Origin of the sequence: Streptomyces shaanxiensis (assembly GCF_039537145.1) — a bacterium.
Classification (GTDB): Bacteria; Actinomycetota; Actinomycetes; order Streptomycetales; family Streptomycetaceae; genus Streptomyces; species Streptomyces shaanxiensis.
Genome location: NZ_BAAAZY010000003.1, coordinates 75,407 through 94,494, shown reverse-complemented (window position 1 = coordinate 94,494; position 19,088 = coordinate 75,407). Strand labels below are relative to the sequence as shown.

General features: G+C 69.3%; 15 protein-coding genes. 5 read left to right on the top strand and 10 right to left on the bottom strand.

All coding sequences use genetic code 11. The features are described from left to right. The first annotated feature begins 255 nt into the window (after positions 1-255). Positions 256-384, top strand: coding sequence for a hypothetical protein (locus ABD932_RS02645; RefSeq protein ID WP_345008435.1), 129 nt, complete (start codon positions 256-258; stop codon positions 382-384). Positions 385-782: 398 nt separating this feature from the next. On the opposite strand, the gene ABD932_RS02640 is transcribed toward ABD932_RS02645, so the two are convergent. Together ABD932_RS02640 and ABD932_RS02635 are read right to left on the bottom strand one after the other, a co-directional pair. Beyond that, positions 783-2,534, bottom strand: coding sequence for a DUF4192 domain-containing protein (locus ABD932_RS02640; RefSeq protein WP_345008434.1), 1,752 nt, complete (start codon positions 2,532-2,534; stop codon positions 783-785). Positions 2,535-2,873: 339 nt separating this feature from the next. Further along, on the bottom strand, positions 2,874-5,033 hold the full coding sequence (locus tag ABD932_RS02635) for a RecQ family ATP-dependent DNA helicase (RefSeq protein WP_345008433.1): 2,160 nt from the start codon (positions 5,031-5,033) through the stop codon (positions 2,874-2,876). Positions 5,034-5,486: 453 nt separating this feature from the next. On the opposite strand from ABD932_RS02635, the gene ABD932_RS02630 reads away from it, so the two are divergent. After that, the gene (locus ABD932_RS02630) at positions 5,487-6,122 is read left to right on the top strand and encodes a hypothetical protein (protein ID WP_345008432.1); all 636 of its coding nucleotides are present in this window, start codon (positions 5,487-5,489) and stop codon (positions 6,120-6,122) included. A gap of 337 nt (positions 6,123-6,459) precedes the next feature. Here ABD932_RS02630 and ABD932_RS02625 read toward each other — a convergent pair whose 3' ends face one another. The 3 genes from ABD932_RS02625 to ABD932_RS02615 all read right to left on the bottom strand — a co-directional run bounded on the left by ABD932_RS02625 (position 6,460) and on the right by ABD932_RS02615 (position 8,644). Next, entirely contained in the window at positions 6,460-7,101 is a 642-nt protein-coding gene (locus ABD932_RS02625) for a hypothetical protein (protein ID WP_345008431.1), read from the bottom strand. Between the two features lie 68 nt (positions 7,102-7,169). Continuing rightward, the gene (locus ABD932_RS02620) at positions 7,170-7,871 is read right to left on the bottom strand and encodes a ribonuclease HII (RefSeq protein WP_345008430.1); all 702 of its coding nucleotides are present in this window, start codon (positions 7,869-7,871) and stop codon (positions 7,170-7,172) included. Between the two features lie 149 nt (positions 7,872-8,020). Beyond that, positions 8,021-8,644: a TetR/AcrR family transcriptional regulator gene (locus ABD932_RS02615; protein ID WP_345008429.1), complete on the bottom strand. Its 624-nt coding sequence runs from the start codon at positions 8,642-8,644 to the stop codon at positions 8,021-8,023. Between the two features lie 190 nt (positions 8,645-8,834). On the opposite strand from ABD932_RS02615, the gene ABD932_RS02610 reads away from it, so the two are divergent. Next, positions 8,835-10,382 carry an MFS transporter gene (locus tag ABD932_RS02610; RefSeq protein ID WP_345008428.1) on the top strand — a complete coding sequence of 516 codons (1,548 nt, stop codon included), beginning with the start codon at positions 8,835-8,837 and terminating at the stop codon, positions 10,380-10,382. A 366-nt stretch (positions 10,383-10,748) separates the two neighbouring features. On the opposite strand, the gene ABD932_RS02605 is transcribed toward ABD932_RS02610, so the two are convergent. The 3 genes from ABD932_RS02605 to ABD932_RS02595 form a co-directional block, all read right to left on the bottom strand. Beyond that, positions 10,749-11,654 carry an ADP-ribosylglycohydrolase family protein gene (locus ABD932_RS02605; RefSeq protein WP_345008427.1) on the bottom strand — a complete coding sequence of 302 codons (906 nt, stop codon included), beginning with the start codon at positions 11,652-11,654 and terminating at the stop codon, positions 10,749-10,751. Positions 11,655-11,666: 12 nt separating this feature from the next. Next, the gene (locus ABD932_RS02600) at positions 11,667-12,326 is read right to left on the bottom strand and encodes a histidine phosphatase family protein (RefSeq protein WP_345008426.1); all 660 of its coding nucleotides are present in this window, start codon (positions 12,324-12,326) and stop codon (positions 11,667-11,669) included. A gap of 119 nt (positions 12,327-12,445) precedes the next feature. Then, complete coding sequence (locus tag ABD932_RS02595; protein WP_345008425.1) at positions 12,446-13,051, bottom strand: YdbC family protein; 606 nt, start codon at positions 13,049-13,051, stop codon at positions 12,446-12,448. Positions 13,052-13,207: 156 nt separating this feature from the next. On the opposite strand from ABD932_RS02595, the gene ABD932_RS02590 reads away from it, so the two are divergent. After that, positions 13,208-13,741: a TerD family protein gene (locus tag ABD932_RS02590; protein ID WP_345008424.1), complete on the top strand. Its 534-nt coding sequence runs from the start codon at positions 13,208-13,210 to the stop codon at positions 13,739-13,741. A 183-nt stretch (positions 13,742-13,924) separates the two neighbouring features. Here the strand turns inward: ABD932_RS02590 and ABD932_RS02585 are convergent, their stop codons facing one another. Further along, positions 13,925-16,819 carry a vitamin B12-dependent ribonucleotide reductase gene (locus ABD932_RS02585; RefSeq protein WP_345008423.1) on the bottom strand — a complete coding sequence of 965 codons (2,895 nt, stop codon included), beginning with the start codon at positions 16,817-16,819 and terminating at the stop codon, positions 13,925-13,927. A 163-nt stretch (positions 16,820-16,982) separates the two neighbouring features. Next, positions 16,983-17,552, bottom strand: coding sequence for a transcriptional regulator NrdR (nrdR, locus tag ABD932_RS02580; RefSeq protein ID WP_345008422.1), 570 nt, complete (start codon positions 17,550-17,552; stop codon positions 16,983-16,985). 562 nt (positions 17,553-18,114) lie between these two features. On the opposite strand from nrdR, the gene lexA reads away from it, so the two are divergent. Then, positions 18,115-18,894 carry a transcriptional repressor LexA gene (gene lexA / locus ABD932_RS02575; RefSeq protein WP_345008421.1) on the top strand — a complete coding sequence of 260 codons (780 nt, stop codon included), beginning with the start codon at positions 18,115-18,117 and terminating at the stop codon, positions 18,892-18,894. Positions 18,895-19,088 lie beyond the last annotated feature (194 nt).

Below are 19,088 nucleotides of genomic sequence, written 5' to 3'. Positions count from 1 at the left end.
GTGCGACACCGGTACATCGGTCGCCGTGCGATCGTCGGCGGCCGGGGAGGTCGGAGTCGGCTGTGGCATGGGGCGGCTTCCTCTGCGCTCAGTGCGCCTCGGGCGGGTGCGGCGCCGGCTGGGGGATCCGGAGTGACAGGGGCGGTGCGGCGGCACAGCCGGTCCAGCCGTTCCGCCACTCAGGTGAACGGGGAGGGACTCCTCCAGGTCACGCCCGGTATGGGGTAACTCCGCCGAAGGGGAGCCGCGTTCAGCGTGTTCGCCGGACAGGTGGTGGCGGTGCGGGGCATCGGGGCGCAGCTCTGCGACCGGCCCTGGCTGTTTGCGTCGGCTCGGATCAGGGAGTTGCTCGTGGCGACCCGGTTCAAGGACACGGCGGCATGATCGGCACCCACGCCGCGCCCGGCAGCCACTGCCTCCTGCACGGCATCGGTCAGTGCGCTGCGCGCCACGGTCACCGTGCCTGCACCGGTCAACGCTCCGCCGGCCACGGCCGCCACGTCCAACCCATCCATTCAGAGCCCTGCCCACCACGGCGGTCACCACGGCAGTCACCACGGCAGTCACCACGATGGAATGCCTCAGCGATCCGCACGCAAGAGCCCTTTCCCCGGCCCGCTCCCGCAAAGCTCCGCCGACGACAGCCCTCTTCGCGACCGCCTCCCTCAGACAGCCCCGCCCGCAGCATCCCTCTCCGCCAGCGCCTCCCTCGCAACTCCGCCCCCAACACCCGCCACCTCGAGCACCTCGAGCACCTCGGTCAGGGCTCTGCCCCCGATGACTCACGTATCCCCCTCGACGCCAGTGTTCTTGGATCGCGCACCTTCCGGACGAGACCCACTCCGACGCACGCCGCCTCCCTTTTTCGGGGTACGCGGAGCCGTGTTCTTCGGTGTGCGCGACGCCGTGCTGCCCGGGCGCGGGGCACCCAGGTGCGAACCCGCCGACGTGCGAGAGCGCGGGGCGCGGGAAACCCGATCCCGGCCGGCAGCCGTTGCAGAGCGAGGCAGGCTGCCCGCCGAACCCCCAGGTTGCCGAGCCCGGCGACGGGCACCCGCGTCAGACGTCGGCCCGGTGTTCACCGCCTCACCGGGTACCGGCTGATCGACACCGACCTCCGGCTTGTCGAGCCGCCCGGCGTCCGGCTGCTCGCGGCCCGAACGCTCCGCGCGCAGGCAGCGGCGGATCGACTCGGGGTCCAAACCCTCGTTGCAGGCCTGGTGCAGGAGACGGGCGAAGAGGTAGTCGGAGTCGGCGCCAAGTGCCATGGCAAGGGCTTCTCGGGCCTCCAGGTCGTCGCCGCTGGACCAGGCGACCCAGCCGGCGAGGGTGAGGGGCGCCGCGGCGTGCTCGCGGTACGGTCCGACGCAGCGACGAGCCAGCGCTCGCCAGAGCCGGAGGGCGGGAGCGGCCTCGTCGCCCTCCATCCACTCGGCCGCCCGGTCGCGGGTCGCGCGGTCCTGCAAGCCGAGAATGAGCCTCGCGGCCTCGTCGTGTCCGAGCAGCTCGTCGTCGCGGAGATCAGCGGTGAGCGTCCCGGACATTGGAGGTGCCGCGGCGAACCGGCTCATGAGCCGTTCGGCCAGCCTCAGCGTCTCCTCTGCCACGCCCGTGCGTGTCGCTTCGTCGAGGATGCTGGGGACCAACGTCATCCCTGCCGTATCCAGGGCGATCTCCTGCTCCAGGGCCGCTGCGGTCTCCCAGGGCAGCAGCCTGGCCCGCAACTCGCGCAGCGTGCCGCGCACCTGAACTCCGGCGTACGTGGCCGCTGCGGCCAGCACGGACGTACCCGGCAGGCCCATCGGCCGACCCTCACGCGGACAGCACTCCTCCCTGTCGCAGCAGTACGACCAGAAGCGGCCGTCCGAGATGCACAGGGCCTCGATCACCGGCACCTCCAAGCTGCCGCATGCGACACGCATCCTCTGCGCCAGTGGTCGCAGCCGCTCCATGACCTGTCGGCCCGTCTCCCCCTTCACCGGTTCCTGACAGAGGAAGGCGACCATCTGCTCGGGCCGGGCTCCCCTGCGCTCGCTGCCCCTGACCAGTCCGTCGGCCAACTGCCTGGCGGCGGACTCCCAGTCGTCCGCGCTCGCGGGAATGCCGAGCCGCGCACGGCCGCCGAACCGGCCACGCCCATCCCTGTCGTGCAGGGCGACGAGCACGATGCTGTCCTCGGGGCGGTACCCGAGGAGATACGGCAGCGCGTCGGCCAGTTCGTCCGGGGTGCGCAGGGTGACCTGGTGCTCGGCCGGCTGGCCGTCGTACGACGTGCAGTCGAGTTGATCCGCTTCCCGCGAGCGTCCTCGGTGCTCGTCGTGCCCACCCCGCACACCGTGCACCTCAGAGGCCTCAGGCGTCCGGGATGCCTCAATCGCCTTGGATCCCTCAGTCACCTCGCGTACCTCAGGCACGCCATTCGACTCAGTTGCCCCAGGGCGGCGATGCTGTGCGCTGCCTACGGCGTCGTTGCCGGCGGAGTCGTCGCCTGCCCTGTCGTCGGGAGATCCAGTCGCTTCGCTGTGATTCGTCATGCGAAGACGATCTCGCGGATCGCAAGGCTCCGGTTTGGCCTGTGGATAAGTCCGACCAGGGACACGACAACCCCTTGGCCGGAGCGTCGCTGGACCCGGAAGAGGCGTGCCACGACGTCGGTATGGCCCATGGCCGGGCCTACCGCAGCGGGCTTCAACCAGGTGAACCCGACCCTGGTCGCCCCACCGGTCCTGCCCCCTGCCTGGTGCTCCATACGCCTGGCGGTCATCCGTGGATGCACCACCAAGCAGGGCGCACGGACAGGGATCGATGCACGCCGCTCGCACATCCCCCTCGACGGCCTCAGGCCCGGCACCTCTCCGTGGCCACCCCCAGGATCAGCCCGCGGCCGCGAGGACCAGCGGGAGAACCTGCTGAGCGCCTGCCTGGCGTAGCAGCCGGGCAGCGACCGCGAGCGTCCAGCCGGAGTCGGTGTAGTCGTCGACGAGCAGGACGGGGCCGGGAGATCGAGCCAGCGCACCGGCCAGTTCCTCGGAAACCGTGAACGCGCCGAACAGCCCCCTGAGCCGCTGGGCGGAGTTGCTGCGGCGTGCCGCATGTGCGCCGCCCGGCCCGCCGTACGTCAGTGTGCCGAGGAACGGGAGCCGACCGACGGCCGCGATTCCCTCCGCGAGGGAACCGACCAACTGCGGGCGGGTCACGGACGGTACGGCGACCACTCCCACCGGCCGGGCAGAGGCATCCGGGACATCGGGCGCCCAGCCACCCGGGGAGCGCGCCCAGTCGGCGAGGACCGCCACCGCGGCCTGCAGGACATCGTCAGGTACCGGGCCGTCGGGTGCGTTCTCGGCCAGCAGCGGGCGCAGCCGGTTGCCCCAGCCGATGTCCGACAGCCGCCCCAGGGCACGCCCGGTGGAGCACTGCTCCTTGGCCGAAATGCGCCCCTTGAGGTCGATGCCCAGCGCGGGCATCCCCGTCGGCCACATGCGGCGCGGCTCGATCTCCACGCCCGGGCGGTCCAGTTCCTTCACCGCTCCCGTCAACGTCTCCGCCGAGACGTCGGAATCGACCCAAGGGCCCGCGCAGTTGTCGCAACGGCCGCACGGTACCGCCCCCTCGTCGTCCAGTTGACGGCGCAGGAACTCCATCCGGCACTGGGTCGTGCTCACGTAGTCCCGCATGGCCTGCTGCTCGGCCGCCCGCTGCCGGGCGACCCAGGCGTACCGCTCGGAGTCGTAGACCCACTGCTCTCCCGTGGAGATCCAGCCGCCCTTCACGCGTTTGACGGCTCCGTCCACGTCAAGCACCTTGAGCATGGTCTCCAGCCGGGTGCGCCGGAGGTCGACGACGGCTTCGAGGGCCGGCACGGACAACGGCCGTCCCGCACCGGCGAGAGCCGACAGAGTCTCGCGGACCCGCGCCTCGGGCGGGAAGGCCGTATCGGCGAAGTAGCGCCAGATGGCCTCGTCCTCCTTGCCCGGCAGCAGCAGCACGTCGGCGTGCTCCACGCCGCGCCCCGCGCGCCCCACCTGCTGGTAGTAGGCGATCGGCGAGGACGGCGAGCCGAGGTGGACCACGAAGCCCAGGTCCGGTTTGTCGAAGCCCATGCCCAGCGCCGAGGTCGCGATCAGCGCCTTGACGCGGTTCTGCTGCAGGTCGGCCTCTGCCTGCAGTCGGTCGGCGTTCTCGGTGCGCCCCGTGTAGGAGGCCACCCGAAAGCCACGCTGCCGCAGAAACGCGGTGGCTTCCTCGGCCGCGGCGACCGTGAGGGCGTAGACGATCCCGGAACCCTGCAGGTCGTCCAGGTGCTCGGCGAGCCAGCCCAGGCGATGCGCGGCGTCCGGCAACCGGACCACTCCGAGCCGCAGGCTTTCCCTGTCCAGCGGGCCGCGCAGCACCAGGGCCTCGCCGCCACCGGTGCCCAACTGCTCGGCCACGTCCGCGGTGACGCGCGCGTTGGCGGTCGCGGTGGTGGCCAGGACCGGCACACCGGCGGGCAGCTCAGCGAGCATCGCGCGCAGCCGCCGGTAGTCCGGACGGAAGTCGTGGCCCCAGTCGGAGATGCAGTGTGCCTCGTCGACAACCAGCAGTCCGGTCGTGGCGGCCAGCTTGGGCAGCACCTGCTCGCGGAAATCCACGGCATTGAGACGTTCCGGGCTCACGAGGAGAACATCGGTCTCTCCCCGCTCCACCTCCTCGTGGATGGACTCCCACTCCTCCGGATTGGCCGAGTTGATCGTGTGCGCCCGGATCCCCGCCCGCGCCGCCGCCTCGACCTGGTTGCGCATGAGCGCCAGCAACGGCGAGACGATCACGGTGGGCCCGGAGCCACGCCGGCGCAGCAGGGCGGTGGCCACGAAGTACACCGCCGACTTTCCCCAGCCGGTGCGCTGCACCACCAGGGCGCGCCGACGCTCCTCCACCAGGGCCGCCACCGCCTGCCACTGATCCTCCCGCAGCCGCGCCGACCCACCGGGGGCACCGACGAGCTCGGCGAGGATGGCATCGGCTTCAGCGCGCAGCTCCAGAACGTCCATGCCCCCATGCAACCCGACGGCACTGACAATCGGCCACTTCACCCCGCGCGTCGACACGGAGCGCCTGCTCATGACCATCCTCGACCTGCCCACGGACCGAGTGGTCGGGCCTCCGGGGGCCGCACGGGACGCCCGACCGTGATCTCGGTGCCGCACACGTCCCGGCCCACACCGCCGCGCCCCGGGTTCCTCCGGCAGCAAAGCCGTACGACCCGGTTGTGCACCGTCGCCGCATGCGTCGCCGAGTGACGCACTGGGTAGGGATATAACCCGCACACCATTAGATATCGGACGGTGGCCCCAATTGCTCGTTGCCGCTTTCCAGTTCGCCAGGAAGAATTGAGGTCCGCTCCCCGCACGGCTCGCCCGTGATCCGGTAGGGCTCTGCTGCGGCGTGCGCTCCCCCGATTCCGACCCCGCCCGCAGTGTGGGCGCGTAGCCGAAGGGAGGACCGTGACCTTCGGATTCGCTCCGTCCTCCGCGGCATCCACGTCGACGTCAGCCGACCTGTCCGCCGCACCCGCCAACCCTCTGGCCCGCATGCTCGAACCCGCGGAGTGGGCTGCCGCGGGAATCCCCCTGCTGCGCAACCCGCGGGAGGTCGTGAGCGGTCTGCACTCACGGCACCACCCCAAGCCGGCCACTGCGATCGTGGCCGTACTCGACTCGGAGGAACGGCTGCGGGCGAGTGCCTCGTTCACCCGCCGCCAAGCCCCGGCCGACGGCTGGATGTTCCGCAACGCCCTGCTCGCACAGTTGCGCCGCGTCATCCCGCACGACCTTCGCCGCCGCACCCCGGTACGGACCGCGGTGCTGCTCTACTGCCGCGAGGGCGACGCCCGTTGGACGGAGGAGGACGGCGCCTGGATGTGGGGCCTGCGTGACGCCTGCACTCTGCACGGCCTGCGCTGTGGCGCGTACATCACGCTGACCCGTGACGGCTGGCAGGTCCTCGGCGAGGGCCGCGGCGGCCGCCGCCCCAACACCGACTCGTCACCGGAGCCCTTCGCCACCTCCGAGGCACCGCTCCCGCTGCCCCGCACCGGCGGCGCGGCTTCGGAGGTCCTGCGCCGCGCGGCGGCCCGCTGAGAACACCGACAGGAGTTCACGGCCCCGGAGGGAGCGGTCCTGGCGCCCTGCGCATGCGGTGCGACGACCTGAGACAGCCCCTGGCGCGACGACCGAAGCCGTCACGCGTCCGAACGCCTCCCATGACGACGCATGCGTGCGCGCGTACGTCCGGGAGCCGCGTCCCACTCCGACGAGGACCGCACAACGGCCTCCGCCAAGGAGCGCGCACGGCGAGCCCCGCACGCCTTCCCCGTACATCCGCGCACACCGAATCCCCCGCCGTGCAGACGACGCCACGGCGGCGTCCCGTCTCCTGGTGTCCTGCGGAATGTCCCTCGGACGAGCCGGAACCGGCTCAGACGCCCGCGCCCAGCACCGAGTTGATCCGCTGCGGGTCGCCGCAGACGATCAGCAGGGCACTCGCCCGGCCGAGGGCCAGAGGCAGGGCGGTCGCGGCAGCGGTGTCAGGACCGCCGTTGACGGCGACCACGACCACGGGACGCGACGCGGCACGGCCGACGGCGGAGGCGTCGGCGTAGAAGACGTCGTCGCCCGCATCGTGCTGCGCCCAATACGCGGCTTCGCCGAAGGACAGCTCGTGGGCGGCCCACGGGTGCTGTTCGCCCGTGGTGATCACCAGTACGTCGCCGGGGGCGCGGCCGGACTCCAGGAGCAGGTCGACAGCCTCCTCAGCAGCGTCGAGCGCACCCTCGGGCGAGGCCGGGATCAGCTGGATCTGTGGAGCCGCCGCAGCGGGGGCGGAGGCGGCAAGGGCAGCCGGGCCCGAGGGGCCGGGCTTGGTCACGGCTACGTCGCGCGGCGTACGTTGCACCGGCGGCGCGGGCCGCGGGGGCCCGGGTCGGCCGGGGCGCGACGAAGCCGCGGGGCGGGGGCCGGGTACAGGACGAGGGGTCGGCGCGGTGCGGCCGCTGGCCGGGGTGGCGCGGGGACCCTGGGCACTCTCGTGAATCTGAGGCTCCTCGGGAATGAGAGGCATGAGCTGATGTTTATCAAACGCTGGTGCGACTCGCACGAGCGGGTGGCACACAAGTGCGATCGGAATCGTCAGAAATCGAAGCCGAGCTGTCCCTCGATCTCCGGAGCGCTTCCTTCCACCCAGGTGCGGACCTTCTTGAGGTGCCGCCACTGGGGCAGCGCATCAAGATACGCCCACGACAACCGGTGGTGCGGGGTGGGTCCCCGCTCCGCCAGTGCGGCCTTGTGCACGGGCGACGGATACCCGGCGTTGTCCGCAAAACCGAAGTCTGCATGGTCGATACCCAGTTCGGCCATCATTTTGTCGCGCTGAACCTTGGCGATCACCGAGGCCGCCGCGACGGCCACGCAGGACCGGTCACCCTTGATCACCGTACGGACCCTCCAGGGATCCCCGAGATAGTCGTGCTTCCCGTCGAGGATCACCGCGTCGGGACGGACCGGCAGGGTCTCCAGAGCACGCATCGCGGCGAGCCGCAACGAGGCCGTCATCCCCAGCTGGTCGATCTCCTCCGGAGAGGCGTGCCCCAGGGCGTACGAGGTCACCCACTTCCGCAGCTCGCCGGCGAGCTCGGTGCGCCGCTTGATGGTGAGCAGCTTGGAGTCGGTGAGACCCTCGGGAGGTCGACGCAGTCCGGTGATCGCCGCACAGACGGTGACAGGCCCGGCCCAGGCACCCCGCCCCACCTCGTCGACACCGGCAATGATCTTCGCTCCGGTCGTGGCTCGAAGGGAGCGCTCGACGGTGTGAGTAGGCGGTTCGTACGGCATGGCGCCCTTAGCGTACGCCGCCCGGAACCCGCTTCGACACCCCGGTCCACCGAAGCAACCTCCGGGCAGGTGAAGTGATCGCCCAGAGCCGTCGCGCAGAGCGTCAAGGCCCCGCCGGGCGGAGCCTCAGGGCACCGTCGGACTGAGCCTCAGGATCCCGTCGGACGGAGCAGAGGAACCATCAACTGGTCGATCATCTCCTCCAGATCCCGGTCGTCCCATTCGCTCGCGCACATCTTTGACCGGTACATCATCATCGCCGGGATGGCGTCGAAGACATAGCCGTTCGCCGCATCGGCCCGCACCTCCCCACGCTCAATCCCGCGGGTGATCACCTCACGGAGCAAGGCCATGGTCGGCTCGACGACCCCCTTGAGGATCACGCCATGAAAGCGCTCGGCCTGCAGGCTGTCGCATTCGTGAATCACCGAGCGCAGCGCGAAACCAGGGCGCGAGTACATCGCCTCCCGCGCCTGCCGACACAGCTCGAGGAGATCCTCGCGCACGCTCCCCAGGTCGGGAGCCGACTCGAAGCGAGGCAGTCCAGCACGCAGCGCATCGGCGACGAGGTCCTCTTTGGACGGCCAGCGCCGATAGACGGCGGCCTTGCCGGTCTGGGCACCGGCGGCGACACCCTCCATGGTGAGACCGTTCCAGCCGACGGTACTGAGCTGCTCCAGTGCGGCATCGAGGATCGCGCGTTCGAGTACGGCGCCGCGCCGACGGAGGGAGGCCGCCTGAGCGGGGGCGGCCGTCCAGCGCGAGGTAACCATCTGAGCATCTCCAACGAACAAGGGAAGCGGAGCTTACGGGGAACACGGGACCACCACCATGCGGCAACTGCGGGGGACGCACCGCGCGGTGACGACACGAGTGAACGCTTGCGTTCACTACCGGGGACTCACTACGGTTGACGCGACAGTGAACGCGAGCGTTCACTAAGGCTCTTGTGGGGGACCCATAGTGACAACCTCTCAGTTGATCAAGGATCAGAAACCAGGTGCGGCCCGCCGGGAGGGGCATCCCGGCATCGCGCTCACCGTCATCGCGGCCTGCCAACTCATGGTGGTACTCGACGCGACGATTGTGAACATCGCACTCCCGCACATTCAAGACGCGCTCAAGTTCAGCACCACCGACCTCACCTGGGTCGTCAGCGCCTACACGCTCACCTTCGGCGGTCTGCTGCTTCTCGGCGGCCGCGCCGGTGACATCCTGGGACGCCGCCGGGTCTTCATGGCCGGCATCCTGCTCTTCACCCTGGCCTCGCTGCTCGGCGGACTCGCCCAGGAACCCTGGCAGTTGCTGGCCGCCCGCGTGCTCCAGGGCGTGGGTGGCGCGATCGCGTCGCCCACTTCGCTCGCGCTCATCACCACCACGTTCCCCGAAGGCCCGGAACGCAACCGCGCGTTCGGCGTCTTCGCCGCCGTATCCGCGGGCGGTGGTGCGATCGGTCTGCTGGCCGGCGGAATGCTCACCGAGTGGCTCGACTGGCGGTGGGTGCTCTTCGTCAACGTGCCGATCGGCATCCTGATAGCCGTGCTCACCCCCCTGTACATCAGTGAATCCGAACGGCACAGCGGGCGCTTCGACATAGCCGGCGCCCTGACCTCGACAGTGGGCATGGCGTCCCTGGTCTACGGCTTCATCCGCGCGGCGGACGAGGGCTGGCGGGACAGCCTGACCATCGGCTCCTTCGGCGCCGCGGTGGTCCTCTTGCTGGCCTTCGCGTTCATCGAGTCGCGGGCCAAGGAGCCCATCACCCCGCTCAGGATGTTCGCCGACCGCAACCGCTCGGGCACGTACGTGATCATGCTCAGCCTGGCCGCGGCGATGTTCGGCATGTTCTTCTACATCGTGCTGTTCGTGCAGAACGTGCTGCAGTACACCCCGATCGAGGCCGGTCTCGCGTTCCTGCCCGTGACGGTCGTGATCGCGCTCGGCGCGGGCCTGTCGCAGCGCTTCCTGCCGGTGCTCGGCCCGAAGCCGTTCATGCTGGTGGGCTCTGCACTCACGGCGATCGGGCTGGCCTGGCAGACCCTCATCAGCGCCGACAGCTCGTACGTCGGCGGGGTGCTCGGGCCGATGCTGTTGTTCGGCTTCGGCATGGGCCTGAACTTCGTGACGCTGACGATCACAGCGGTTTCGGGCGTCGCACAGCACGAGGCCGGTGCCGCGTCCGGGCTGCTCAACGCCACGCAACAGGTGGGTGGTTCGCTCGGACTGTCCATCCTGACGACGGTGTTCGGGTCGGCCAGCAAGGACGAGGCGGAGAAGCAGATTCCGGCGTTCCTGGCCGAAGCGTCGCCCGAGCAGAAGGCGGAGTTCGCCAAGACACAGCAGCTGCCCGGCCCGTGGGGTCACGACGTGCTCACGCAGGGCATCTCGATGGGCTTCGTGGCGGCCGCCGTGATGGCCGTGCTCGCTCTAGTCACCGCGTGGTTGGTGATCCGGGTCCGCAAGAGCGACCTGGAAGCCCTCGCCGGAACGGCGGGCCCGATGGCCGGCTGACCCGGCCGGGCCCACGAAGGGCAGCGGATGGCCGGATCGCGTCCGGGGAACGAACGGCGAGGACGACGAGCCGGCCATCCGCACCACCCCCACGGCGACCGACGTCGGGCAGGCCACGGCAGGGCAGGAAAGCCGAAGCCCGCCCCACGCGGCAGCCGCCACGACGATCAGCGCACCCAGCACCGACATGATCCCCATGACTCCACACCCCCGCGCCCCTCGCGTGTCACCTGGCATGTGCGGCCCCAGCGGTCGCACACCGACTGCCACGACAACGGCTTGACGGTCACGCAGAGTTCCCGGCGGGCACGGAAAGTTATCGAGAGTCGCCGGAGGTCGAGGTTCCACCAGGTCCGAGGCGCCGTGCTACGCCGACGTCGGCATCCACTCCGGGAAAGCCTCGGTCCGCTCCACCCATTCGGTCGGCACTGCCCCAGCCTTCCCGGAGCCGATCACGCCGCCCACGATGGCGCACGTGGTGTCCACGTCACCGCCGACCTGCGCGGTCGTCCAGAAGGCCTGCTGGTAGTCACCTAGAGCCCTCGCGGCCGACCAGAGCGCGAAGGGCACGGTGTCATGGGCCGTCGTACGCCGACCGCAGCCCAGCACGGCCGCGACGGTGCCCGCGTCGCCGTAGTCGAGCATGTCCCGGGCGCGCCGGAGACCCGCTCCGACCGCGCTCTTCGGGACGAGGGCGATGACGTCGTCGAGGAGCGCTTCGGGACTGGGCGGACCGCCAGGGGAGCCGGCCAGCGCGGCAGCCGCGGCGACGGCCATGGCGCCGACCACGGCCTCGCGGTGCTGATGCGTGGGGTAGGCCGAGATCTCGGCCTGGTGCGTCGCCTGCTCCGGGTCATCGGCGTACCAGGCGCCGAGGGGTGCGATGCGCATTGCGGCGCCGTTGCCCCAGGAACCCTGTCCGTTGAAGAGCGCGGCCGAGAGTTCGCGCCAGTCCCCGCCCTCCCGGACCAGGCGCAGCAGCCGGTTGACGGCGGGACCGTAGCCCCGGTCGAAGTCGTGGTGCTCGGCGAAGGAGTGGGCCAGAGCATCCTGGTCGATGCGGTGGTGAGTGGCCAGGACGGCGACCACGGAGCAGGCCATCTCCGTGTCGTCGGTCCACTGCCAGGGGCCGGAGGGCAGCTCGCGGCGCTTGAGCAGCGGGTAGTTCACCGGCACGAAGAACTGCGAGCCCAGCGCGTCCCCCACCGCGAGTGCGCGCAGGCTGGCTAGGGCGCGCTCCAGGCGCCCGTCGGTAGAGGAGTCAGCGGTCATCGCTCTGCCACTCTATCCGGTGATCCCGTACGGTTCCGGATTCCGCCAGCGTTCGAAAGGCCGGTCAAGTGTGTACTTGCCGTCGTCCCCGAGAACGAGCATCCGCATCTCCGCGTTCCCTGGGTTCGCGAGGGACTCGAATTCCGCGACGGTCCAGTGGAACCAGCGCATACAGAACAGCCGCATGGCCAGGCCGTGGGTCACGAGCAGCACGTTCGGCGGGTGGTCGGGGGCCTCGAAGCTGCGGTAGAGGCTCTCCAGGAAGTTGCCGACCCGGTCGTACACGTCGGCGCCGGACTCGCCCTGTGCGAAGCGGTAGAAGAAGTGGCCGTAGGCGTCCCGGTACGACTTCTGGAGGCGTACGTCGTCACGGTCCTGCCAGTTTCCCCAGTCCTGCTCGCGCAGCCGGGGCTCTTCGCGCACCCGTATGAGCTCGGGGTCCAGATGGAAGGCGCGCAGCGTCTCGTGCGTACGGCGGTAGGGCGAGACGTACACGCTGACGCGCTCACGGCCGAACACCTCCCGCAGCCGCTTTCCCGTCTCCTCGGCCTGCCGCCAGCCCCGCTCGGTCAGGGCAAGCGCATGGTCGGGCTCACGCTCGTAGACGGTGTCATCAACATTGCCCGTTGACTCGCCGTGCCGGACAAGGACGATGCGCCGTGGTCGTGCCATGCCAAAACCCTAGATCGGGTGAAGGCCGATCGAGCACTCGTACGGGCCCTATACGGCGTAGGTCACACATTTCCTGCACCACTGGCCCCGTCAGGGAGCACGCTCAACAGGTCCGGAAGTCAAACGGTCCACGTGGGTTCGAGCTCCACGATGTCACCCGTGAGAGCTGCGACGTCCGCCTCCGTCTGGGCTCGCAGCGCCAGTCGCTCCACTCGCTCCGTGCGGTACTTGCCGTGCTCCGCGGCCGAGTGCCACATCGACAGCACCAGGAATTCGTGGCCCGGCGCCTCGCCGAACAGTCCGCGCACCATGCCGGGCGAGCCGGCCATCGCAGGGTTCCAGACCTTCTCCTGCATGAGCGTGAAGTGCTCGGCGCGATCCTCGTGAACACGGCAGTGCGCCACTCTGACGAGGTCCGCGTCGGTGAAGCGCGGCTCGAAGCCGGTCTTCACGTCGAAGCGGTAGTCGAAGAGCTTGACCTGTATGTCCTTGTAGGTGCCCGACTGGGCCGCCGCCAGCCTGTCATGGGAGCGCGCCATGAAGGAGTCGTAGAAGGAACGGCTCTCCCAGAACGAGAAGACGTGCACCACCCCCTGGCGCCCCCGGCTCCAGCCACCCCCCTGCCCCCGAAATCCCGGCTCCCCCAGAAGCCCCGCCCATTTTCGCTGCCCCCGCTCGAAGCCGCGGCGGTCCACCACGGTGCAGCGAATCCACTTGACCAGCACCGCGCCATGGTAAGGCCACGGAGCGTGGCGTCGGTCACTCTCGACCGCAGAGCATCCCGGCGCACGATCCCTCGCGCGTGGCAGGATGGACAACCGGCCTCTTCTGCTGGGCAGTTCAGGCTGAGGGCATACGCGAAACGGGGAAGGGGAAGCCTGGTGAGCGCCATCAACAAGGGGATCCGGAAAGTCGAGATCTCGGTCAAGTGGGATCCCAGTCCAGCCGGGCAACCGCCCACCGACCTGGACATCGTCGCCGCGACCTACCTCGCGAGCGACCCGTACGGCGATCCCGCCTACGTGGTGCACTTCGACAGCCGCTCTCCCGACGGCACCATCTATCTGAACCGGGACAGCAAGGACGGCAAGGGCTTCGGCTGGGACGAGGTCATGACCTTGGAGCTCAACCGGCTCGACAGCCGGTACGCGCGCGTGATGGTCGGAGTGGTGATACAGCAACGCCCTGCCAAGCGCACCTTCGTCAGCGTCATCAAGCCGGCCCTGCGCATCCGCGAGGACTACACCGTCCTGGCCGAGGACGACTTCGGCGGCGTGCTCGGTTCGACGGCGACGACGGTCGCGGAGTTCGTACGCCAGGACTCGGGCACATGGGAATTCCGCCCGGACATCCTCGGATTCGAGGACGATCCGGCGACGTTCACGGCGACCATGGGCAGGCCTCGCCAACCGTGAGTGCCGCTTCCACGCGCGCGTGTAGCTGTATGTCCCCGCGCGCGTGGAGCCACGCTGCTCCACGCGCGCGGGGACATACAGCAAGGAGGGGCGCCGACATGTGATCGGCGCCCCTCCCTAGGGACCTTCCGTCAGGTCACCTCAAGGGCTACCCAACGATCGGGGCCAAGCCCCTGCCCGCGGTCAGCTGCAGCCGCTCGTCGAGCCGCAGCCCTCGCAGATGTAGCAGGAGCCGGCCCGCTGCATCTTCGTGCCGCAGGAGAAGCACAGCGGGGCGTCCGCCTGGATACCCAGCTGCATCTCCACCAGCTCGGCGCTGGTGTGGGCCTGCTGCGGAGCGGGCTTGGCCACCGAGGCCTCGGCCTTCGGCGCGGCGACTGCCTTCAGCTCCTGGGCGCGCGGCGCCGACTGGGCCAGACCCTCGACGTCGACCTCGTCGTCGGCGGGCTCGTACGAACCCGTCTCCAGGTGACGCTGACGCTCCTCGGCCGAGTGGATGCCAAGAGCGGAGCGCGTCTCGAAGGGCAGGAAGTCGAGCGCGAGACGACGGAAGATGTAGTCGACGATCGACTGCGCCATCCGCACGTCCGGGTCGTCCGTCATGCCGGCCGGCTCGAAGCGCATGTTCGTGAACTTCGAGACGTAGGTCTCCAGCGGCACGCCGTACTGCAGACCCACCGAGACGGCGATCGAGAAGGCGTCCATCATGCCCGCGAGCGTCGAGCCCTGCTTGGACATCTTCAGGAACACCTCGCCGAGACCGTCGTCCGGGTAGGAGTTGGCGGTCATGTAGCCCTCGGCGCCGCCGACGGTGAAGGACGTGGTGATGCCGGGACGGCCCTTCGGGAGGCGCTTGCGGACCGGGCGGTACTCGACGACCTTCTCGACCGTCTCACGGATGGTGGCCTCGGCCTTCTCCGTGATCTCGGTCTTCTCCTTCTCCTTGGTCTTCGCGGAGAGCGGCTGGCCGACCTTGCAGTTGTCGCGGTAGATGGCGAGCGCCTTGACGCCCAGCTTCCAGGCCTCGAAGTAGATCTCCTCGACCTCCTCGACGGTCGCCGACTCCGGCATGTTGACCGTCTTGGACAGGGCGCCGGAGATCCAGGGCTGGATCGCGGCCATCATCCGGACGTGGCCCATCGCGGAGATGGAGCGCTCGCCCATGGCGCAGTCGAACACCTCGTAGTGCTCGTGCTTGAGGCCCGGGGCGTCGACGACATTGCCGTGCTCGGCGATGTGGGCGACGATCGCCTCGATCTGCTCCTCCTGGTAGCCCAGGCGGCGCAGCGCCTGCGGCACGGTGCCGTTGACGATCTGCATCGAGCCGCCGCCGACCAGCTTCTTGAACTTGACCAGCGCGAGGTCGGGCTCAAGACCGGTGGTGTCGCAGGACATCGCGAGACCGATGGTGCCGGTCGGGGCGATGACGGACGCCTGGGAGTTACGGAAACCGTTCTTCTCACCAAGACGCAGCACGTCCTGCCAGGCCTCCGTGGCGGCGGCCCAGATCGGCGTGTCCAGGTCGTCCATGCGGACGGCCACGCCGTTGGCGTCGGCGTGCTGCTTCATGACGCGCAGGTGCGGCTGGGCGTTGCGGGCGTAGCCGTCGTACGCGCCTACGACCGCGGCGAGTTCGGCGGAGCGCTTGTACGAGGTGCCGGTCATCAGGGAGGTGATGGCACCGGCGAGCGCGCGGCCGCCGTCGGAGTCGTACGCGTGGCCGGTCGCCATCAGCAGGGCGCCGAGGTTGGCGTAGCCGATGCCGAGCTGACGGAACGCGCGCGTGTTCTCGCCGATCTTCTGCGTCGGGAAGTCCGCGAAGCAGATGGAGATGTCCATCGCGGTGATGACGAGCTCGACGACCTTGGCGAAGCGCTCGACGTCGAAGGCCTGGTTGCCCTTGCCGTCGTCCTTCAGGAACTTCATCAGGTTCAGCGAGGCGAGGTTGCAGGACGTGTTGTCCAGGTGCATGTACTCGCTGCAGGGGTTCGAGCCGTTGATACGGCCGGACTCCGGGCAGGTGTGCCAGTGGTTGATGGTGTCGTCGTACTGAATGCCCGGGTCGGCACAGGCCCAGGCGGCCTCGGCCATCTTGCGGAACAGCGCCTTGGCGTCGACCTCTTCGATGACCTCGCCGGTCATGCGGGACGTCAGGCCGAACTTGCCGCCCGTCTCGACGGCCTTCATGAACGTGTCGTTCACGCGGACCGAGTTGTTGGCGTTCTGGTACTGGACGGACGTGATGTCGTCGCCGCCCAGGTCCATGTCGAAGCCCGCGTCACGCAGCGCGCGGATCTTCTCCTCTTCCTTCACCTTGGTCTCGATGAAGTCCTCGATGTCCGGGTGGTCGACGTCGAGGATGACCATCTTGGCGGCGCGGCGGGTGGCACCACCCGACTTGATCGTTCCTGCGGAGGCGTCGGCACCGCGCATGAAGGAAACGGGACCGGAGGCGTTGCCGCCGGAGGACAGCAGCTCCTTGGAGGAGCGGATGCGGGAGAGGTTCAGGCCGGCGCCGGAGCCGCCCTTGAAGATCATGCCCTCTTCCTTGTACCAGTCGAGGATCGACTCCATGGAGTCGTCGACGGCCAGGATGAAGCAGGCGGAGACCTGCTGGGGCTGCGGCGTACCGACGTTGAACCAGACAGGGCTGTTGAAGCTGAAGATCTGGTGCAGGAGGGCGTAGGCCAGCTCGTGCTCGAAGATCTCGGCGTCGGCGGGCGAGGCGAAGTACTTGTAGTCCTCGCCGGCCTTCCGATACGTCTTCACGATGCGGTCGATGAGCTGCTTCAGGCTCACCTCACGCTGCGGGGTGCCGACCGCACCGCGGAAGTACTTGCTGGTGACGATGTTGACCGCGTTCACCGACCAGAAGTCGGGGAACTCGACGCCACGCTGCTCGAAGTTGACCGAGCCGTCGCGCCAGTTGGTCATGACGACGTCACGGCGCTCCCAGGCCACCTCGTCGTACGGGTGTACGCCGGGGGTGGTGTGGATGCGCTCGATACGCAGTCCCTTGGTCGCCTTGGTGCCCTTGGCGCGGGAACTCCGTGCCGGACCGCTCGCCGTCTCTGTCATGCCGCCTCCCTCTACGGGCAAAACGCCCTGAAGTGCCCCGATGTTCCCCGTGGCACGTGTTCTGTCTGGTGCTGCGGGCACCCTCTGATCGCCACCCGCAGCAGGTCTTGTGTCGCCGCCTCGCGGCCGGATCCGGAGTCCGAGGACCGGAACCGGCCCACCCTCAGTCGGCGGCGTTGGCGGGCACGGGGACCTGTGCAGCCCCGCCGGACCCGCGATCGTCTTCCCGGCCCCCCGCGACAGCTTCTGCGTCGCCTTCGCGGTCGTCGTCGTCCGCGGCGGGGCGTCCCGTCGTCTCCCTCAGTTCCACGATCGCGGCCTCGAAGTCCTCGAGCGAGTCGAACGCCCGGTAGACAGAGGCGAATCGCAGATATGCGACGAGGTCGAGCTCCTGCAACGGGCCGAGTATGGCCAGCCCCACGTCATGGGTGGTCAGCTCGGCGCTTCCGGTGGCCCGCACCGCCTCCTCGACCCGCTGGCCGAGCTGGGCGAGCGCGTCCTCGGTGACAGGCCGTCCCTGGCACGCCTTGCGCACACCGTTGATGACCTTGGTACGGCTGAACGGCTCGGTGACTCCGGACCGCTTGATCACCATCAGCGAGCAAGTCTCCACGGTCGTGAAACGACGGGAGCAGTCAGGACACTGGCGGCGCCTGCGGATCGACGTGCCGTCGTCGGTCGTACGGCTGTCGACGACACGGCTGTCGGGGTGCCTGCAGAAGGGGCAGTGCATTACTCCAACCCTCCTCACAGCAGACTCAATAGCCTCGCTGGGCCTCATGGGCCCCTCGAAGCAGCCCCAAGCATAGGCGATCTCCGAGCGTCCGAAGACCGGGGGGACCACAACTTCTGGGCTGCTGCTGCAATCCAACCACTAGATGTGGGGATTGGCTCATACACGCACGCCCTACGCGCGTGTCGCACGCGCACAGCTATGTGCGGTACTGCCATACCGCCGCGCCGCACGCGTGCGTGCACGGCCGTATCGCTGCGACACATACGGAGATACCGTGAGCGCCACACGGAGGGGACGTGGGACTCCCGCACAGATAGGGGTCACTCCACGGTCGATCCGATGCCGGATGGCAGACTGGGGCAACGACCCACGAGGTCGTTCACCGACGGTGAAGAGTACAACAATGGGCCCTTTTATCCGCCGGGAAGCGCGTTAGCTATACACCCAGACACATGATCGCGTCAGGCGATTCGCGATTTTTCACTCGAACGTGTGTTTGGCGCAACCTTTCGAAAGCAACTACCGTTGTGCAGCAGGGAGACCATCGAGAGGGGCCGACGTGACCACCACCGCAGACAGTGCCACCATCACTGCCCAGGACCGCTCCCAGGGCCGACTCGAGCCGGTGCATGCGATGAACGAGACCATGAATCCCGAGGGACACAAGCGCTCCCTACCGGGCCGACCTCCGGGCATCCGGGCGGACAGCTCGGGGCTCACGGACCGGCAGCGCCGCGTGATCGAGGTCATCAGGGATTCCGTGCAGCGGCGCGGCTACCCGCCGTCGATGCGGGAGATCGGCCAGGCGGTCGGCCTGTCCAGCACGTCCTCGGTCGCTCACCAGCTGATGGCACTGGAGCGCAAGGGCTTCCTGCGCCGCGACCCGCACCGCCCGCGCGCGTACGAGGTGCGCGGCTCCGACCAGGCCGCCTCCGTGCAGCCCACGGACACCGCGGGCAAGCCCGCCGCGTCCTACGTCCCGCTGGTCGGCCGTATCGCCGCCGGTGGCCCCATTCTCGCCGAGGAGTCGGTCGAGGACGTCTTCCCCCTCCCCCGGCAGCTGGTCGGCGACGGCGAGCTGTTCGTGCTGAAGGTCGTCGGTGACTCGATGATCGAGGCCGCGATCTGCGACGGCGACTGGGTCACGGTCCGGCGCCAGCCGGTCGCCGAGAACGGCGACATCGTGGCCGCGATGCTCGACGGCGAGGCCACGGTCAAGCGCTTCAAGCGCGAGGACGGCCACGTCTGGCTCCTCCCGCACAACTCCGCGTACGAGCCGATCCCGGGCGACGACGCGACCATCCTGGGCAAGGTGGTGGCCGTGCTGCGCCGCGTGTGACGGCTGCGGCGGGCGACGCCTAAGGGCGTCGCCCCCTGACCGGGCCCCGGGACCCCTGCGCCGGTTCCGGGGCCCTGTGTTGTCTGGAACCCGGTGCGGTGTGGGGCTGAGTCGCCCTGGTGCTGTACGGGGTCCGACGTCACCGGATCCCGGATCGGGGTGGGCCTGTCGTGGTCGCGGCGCCGCGACCACGA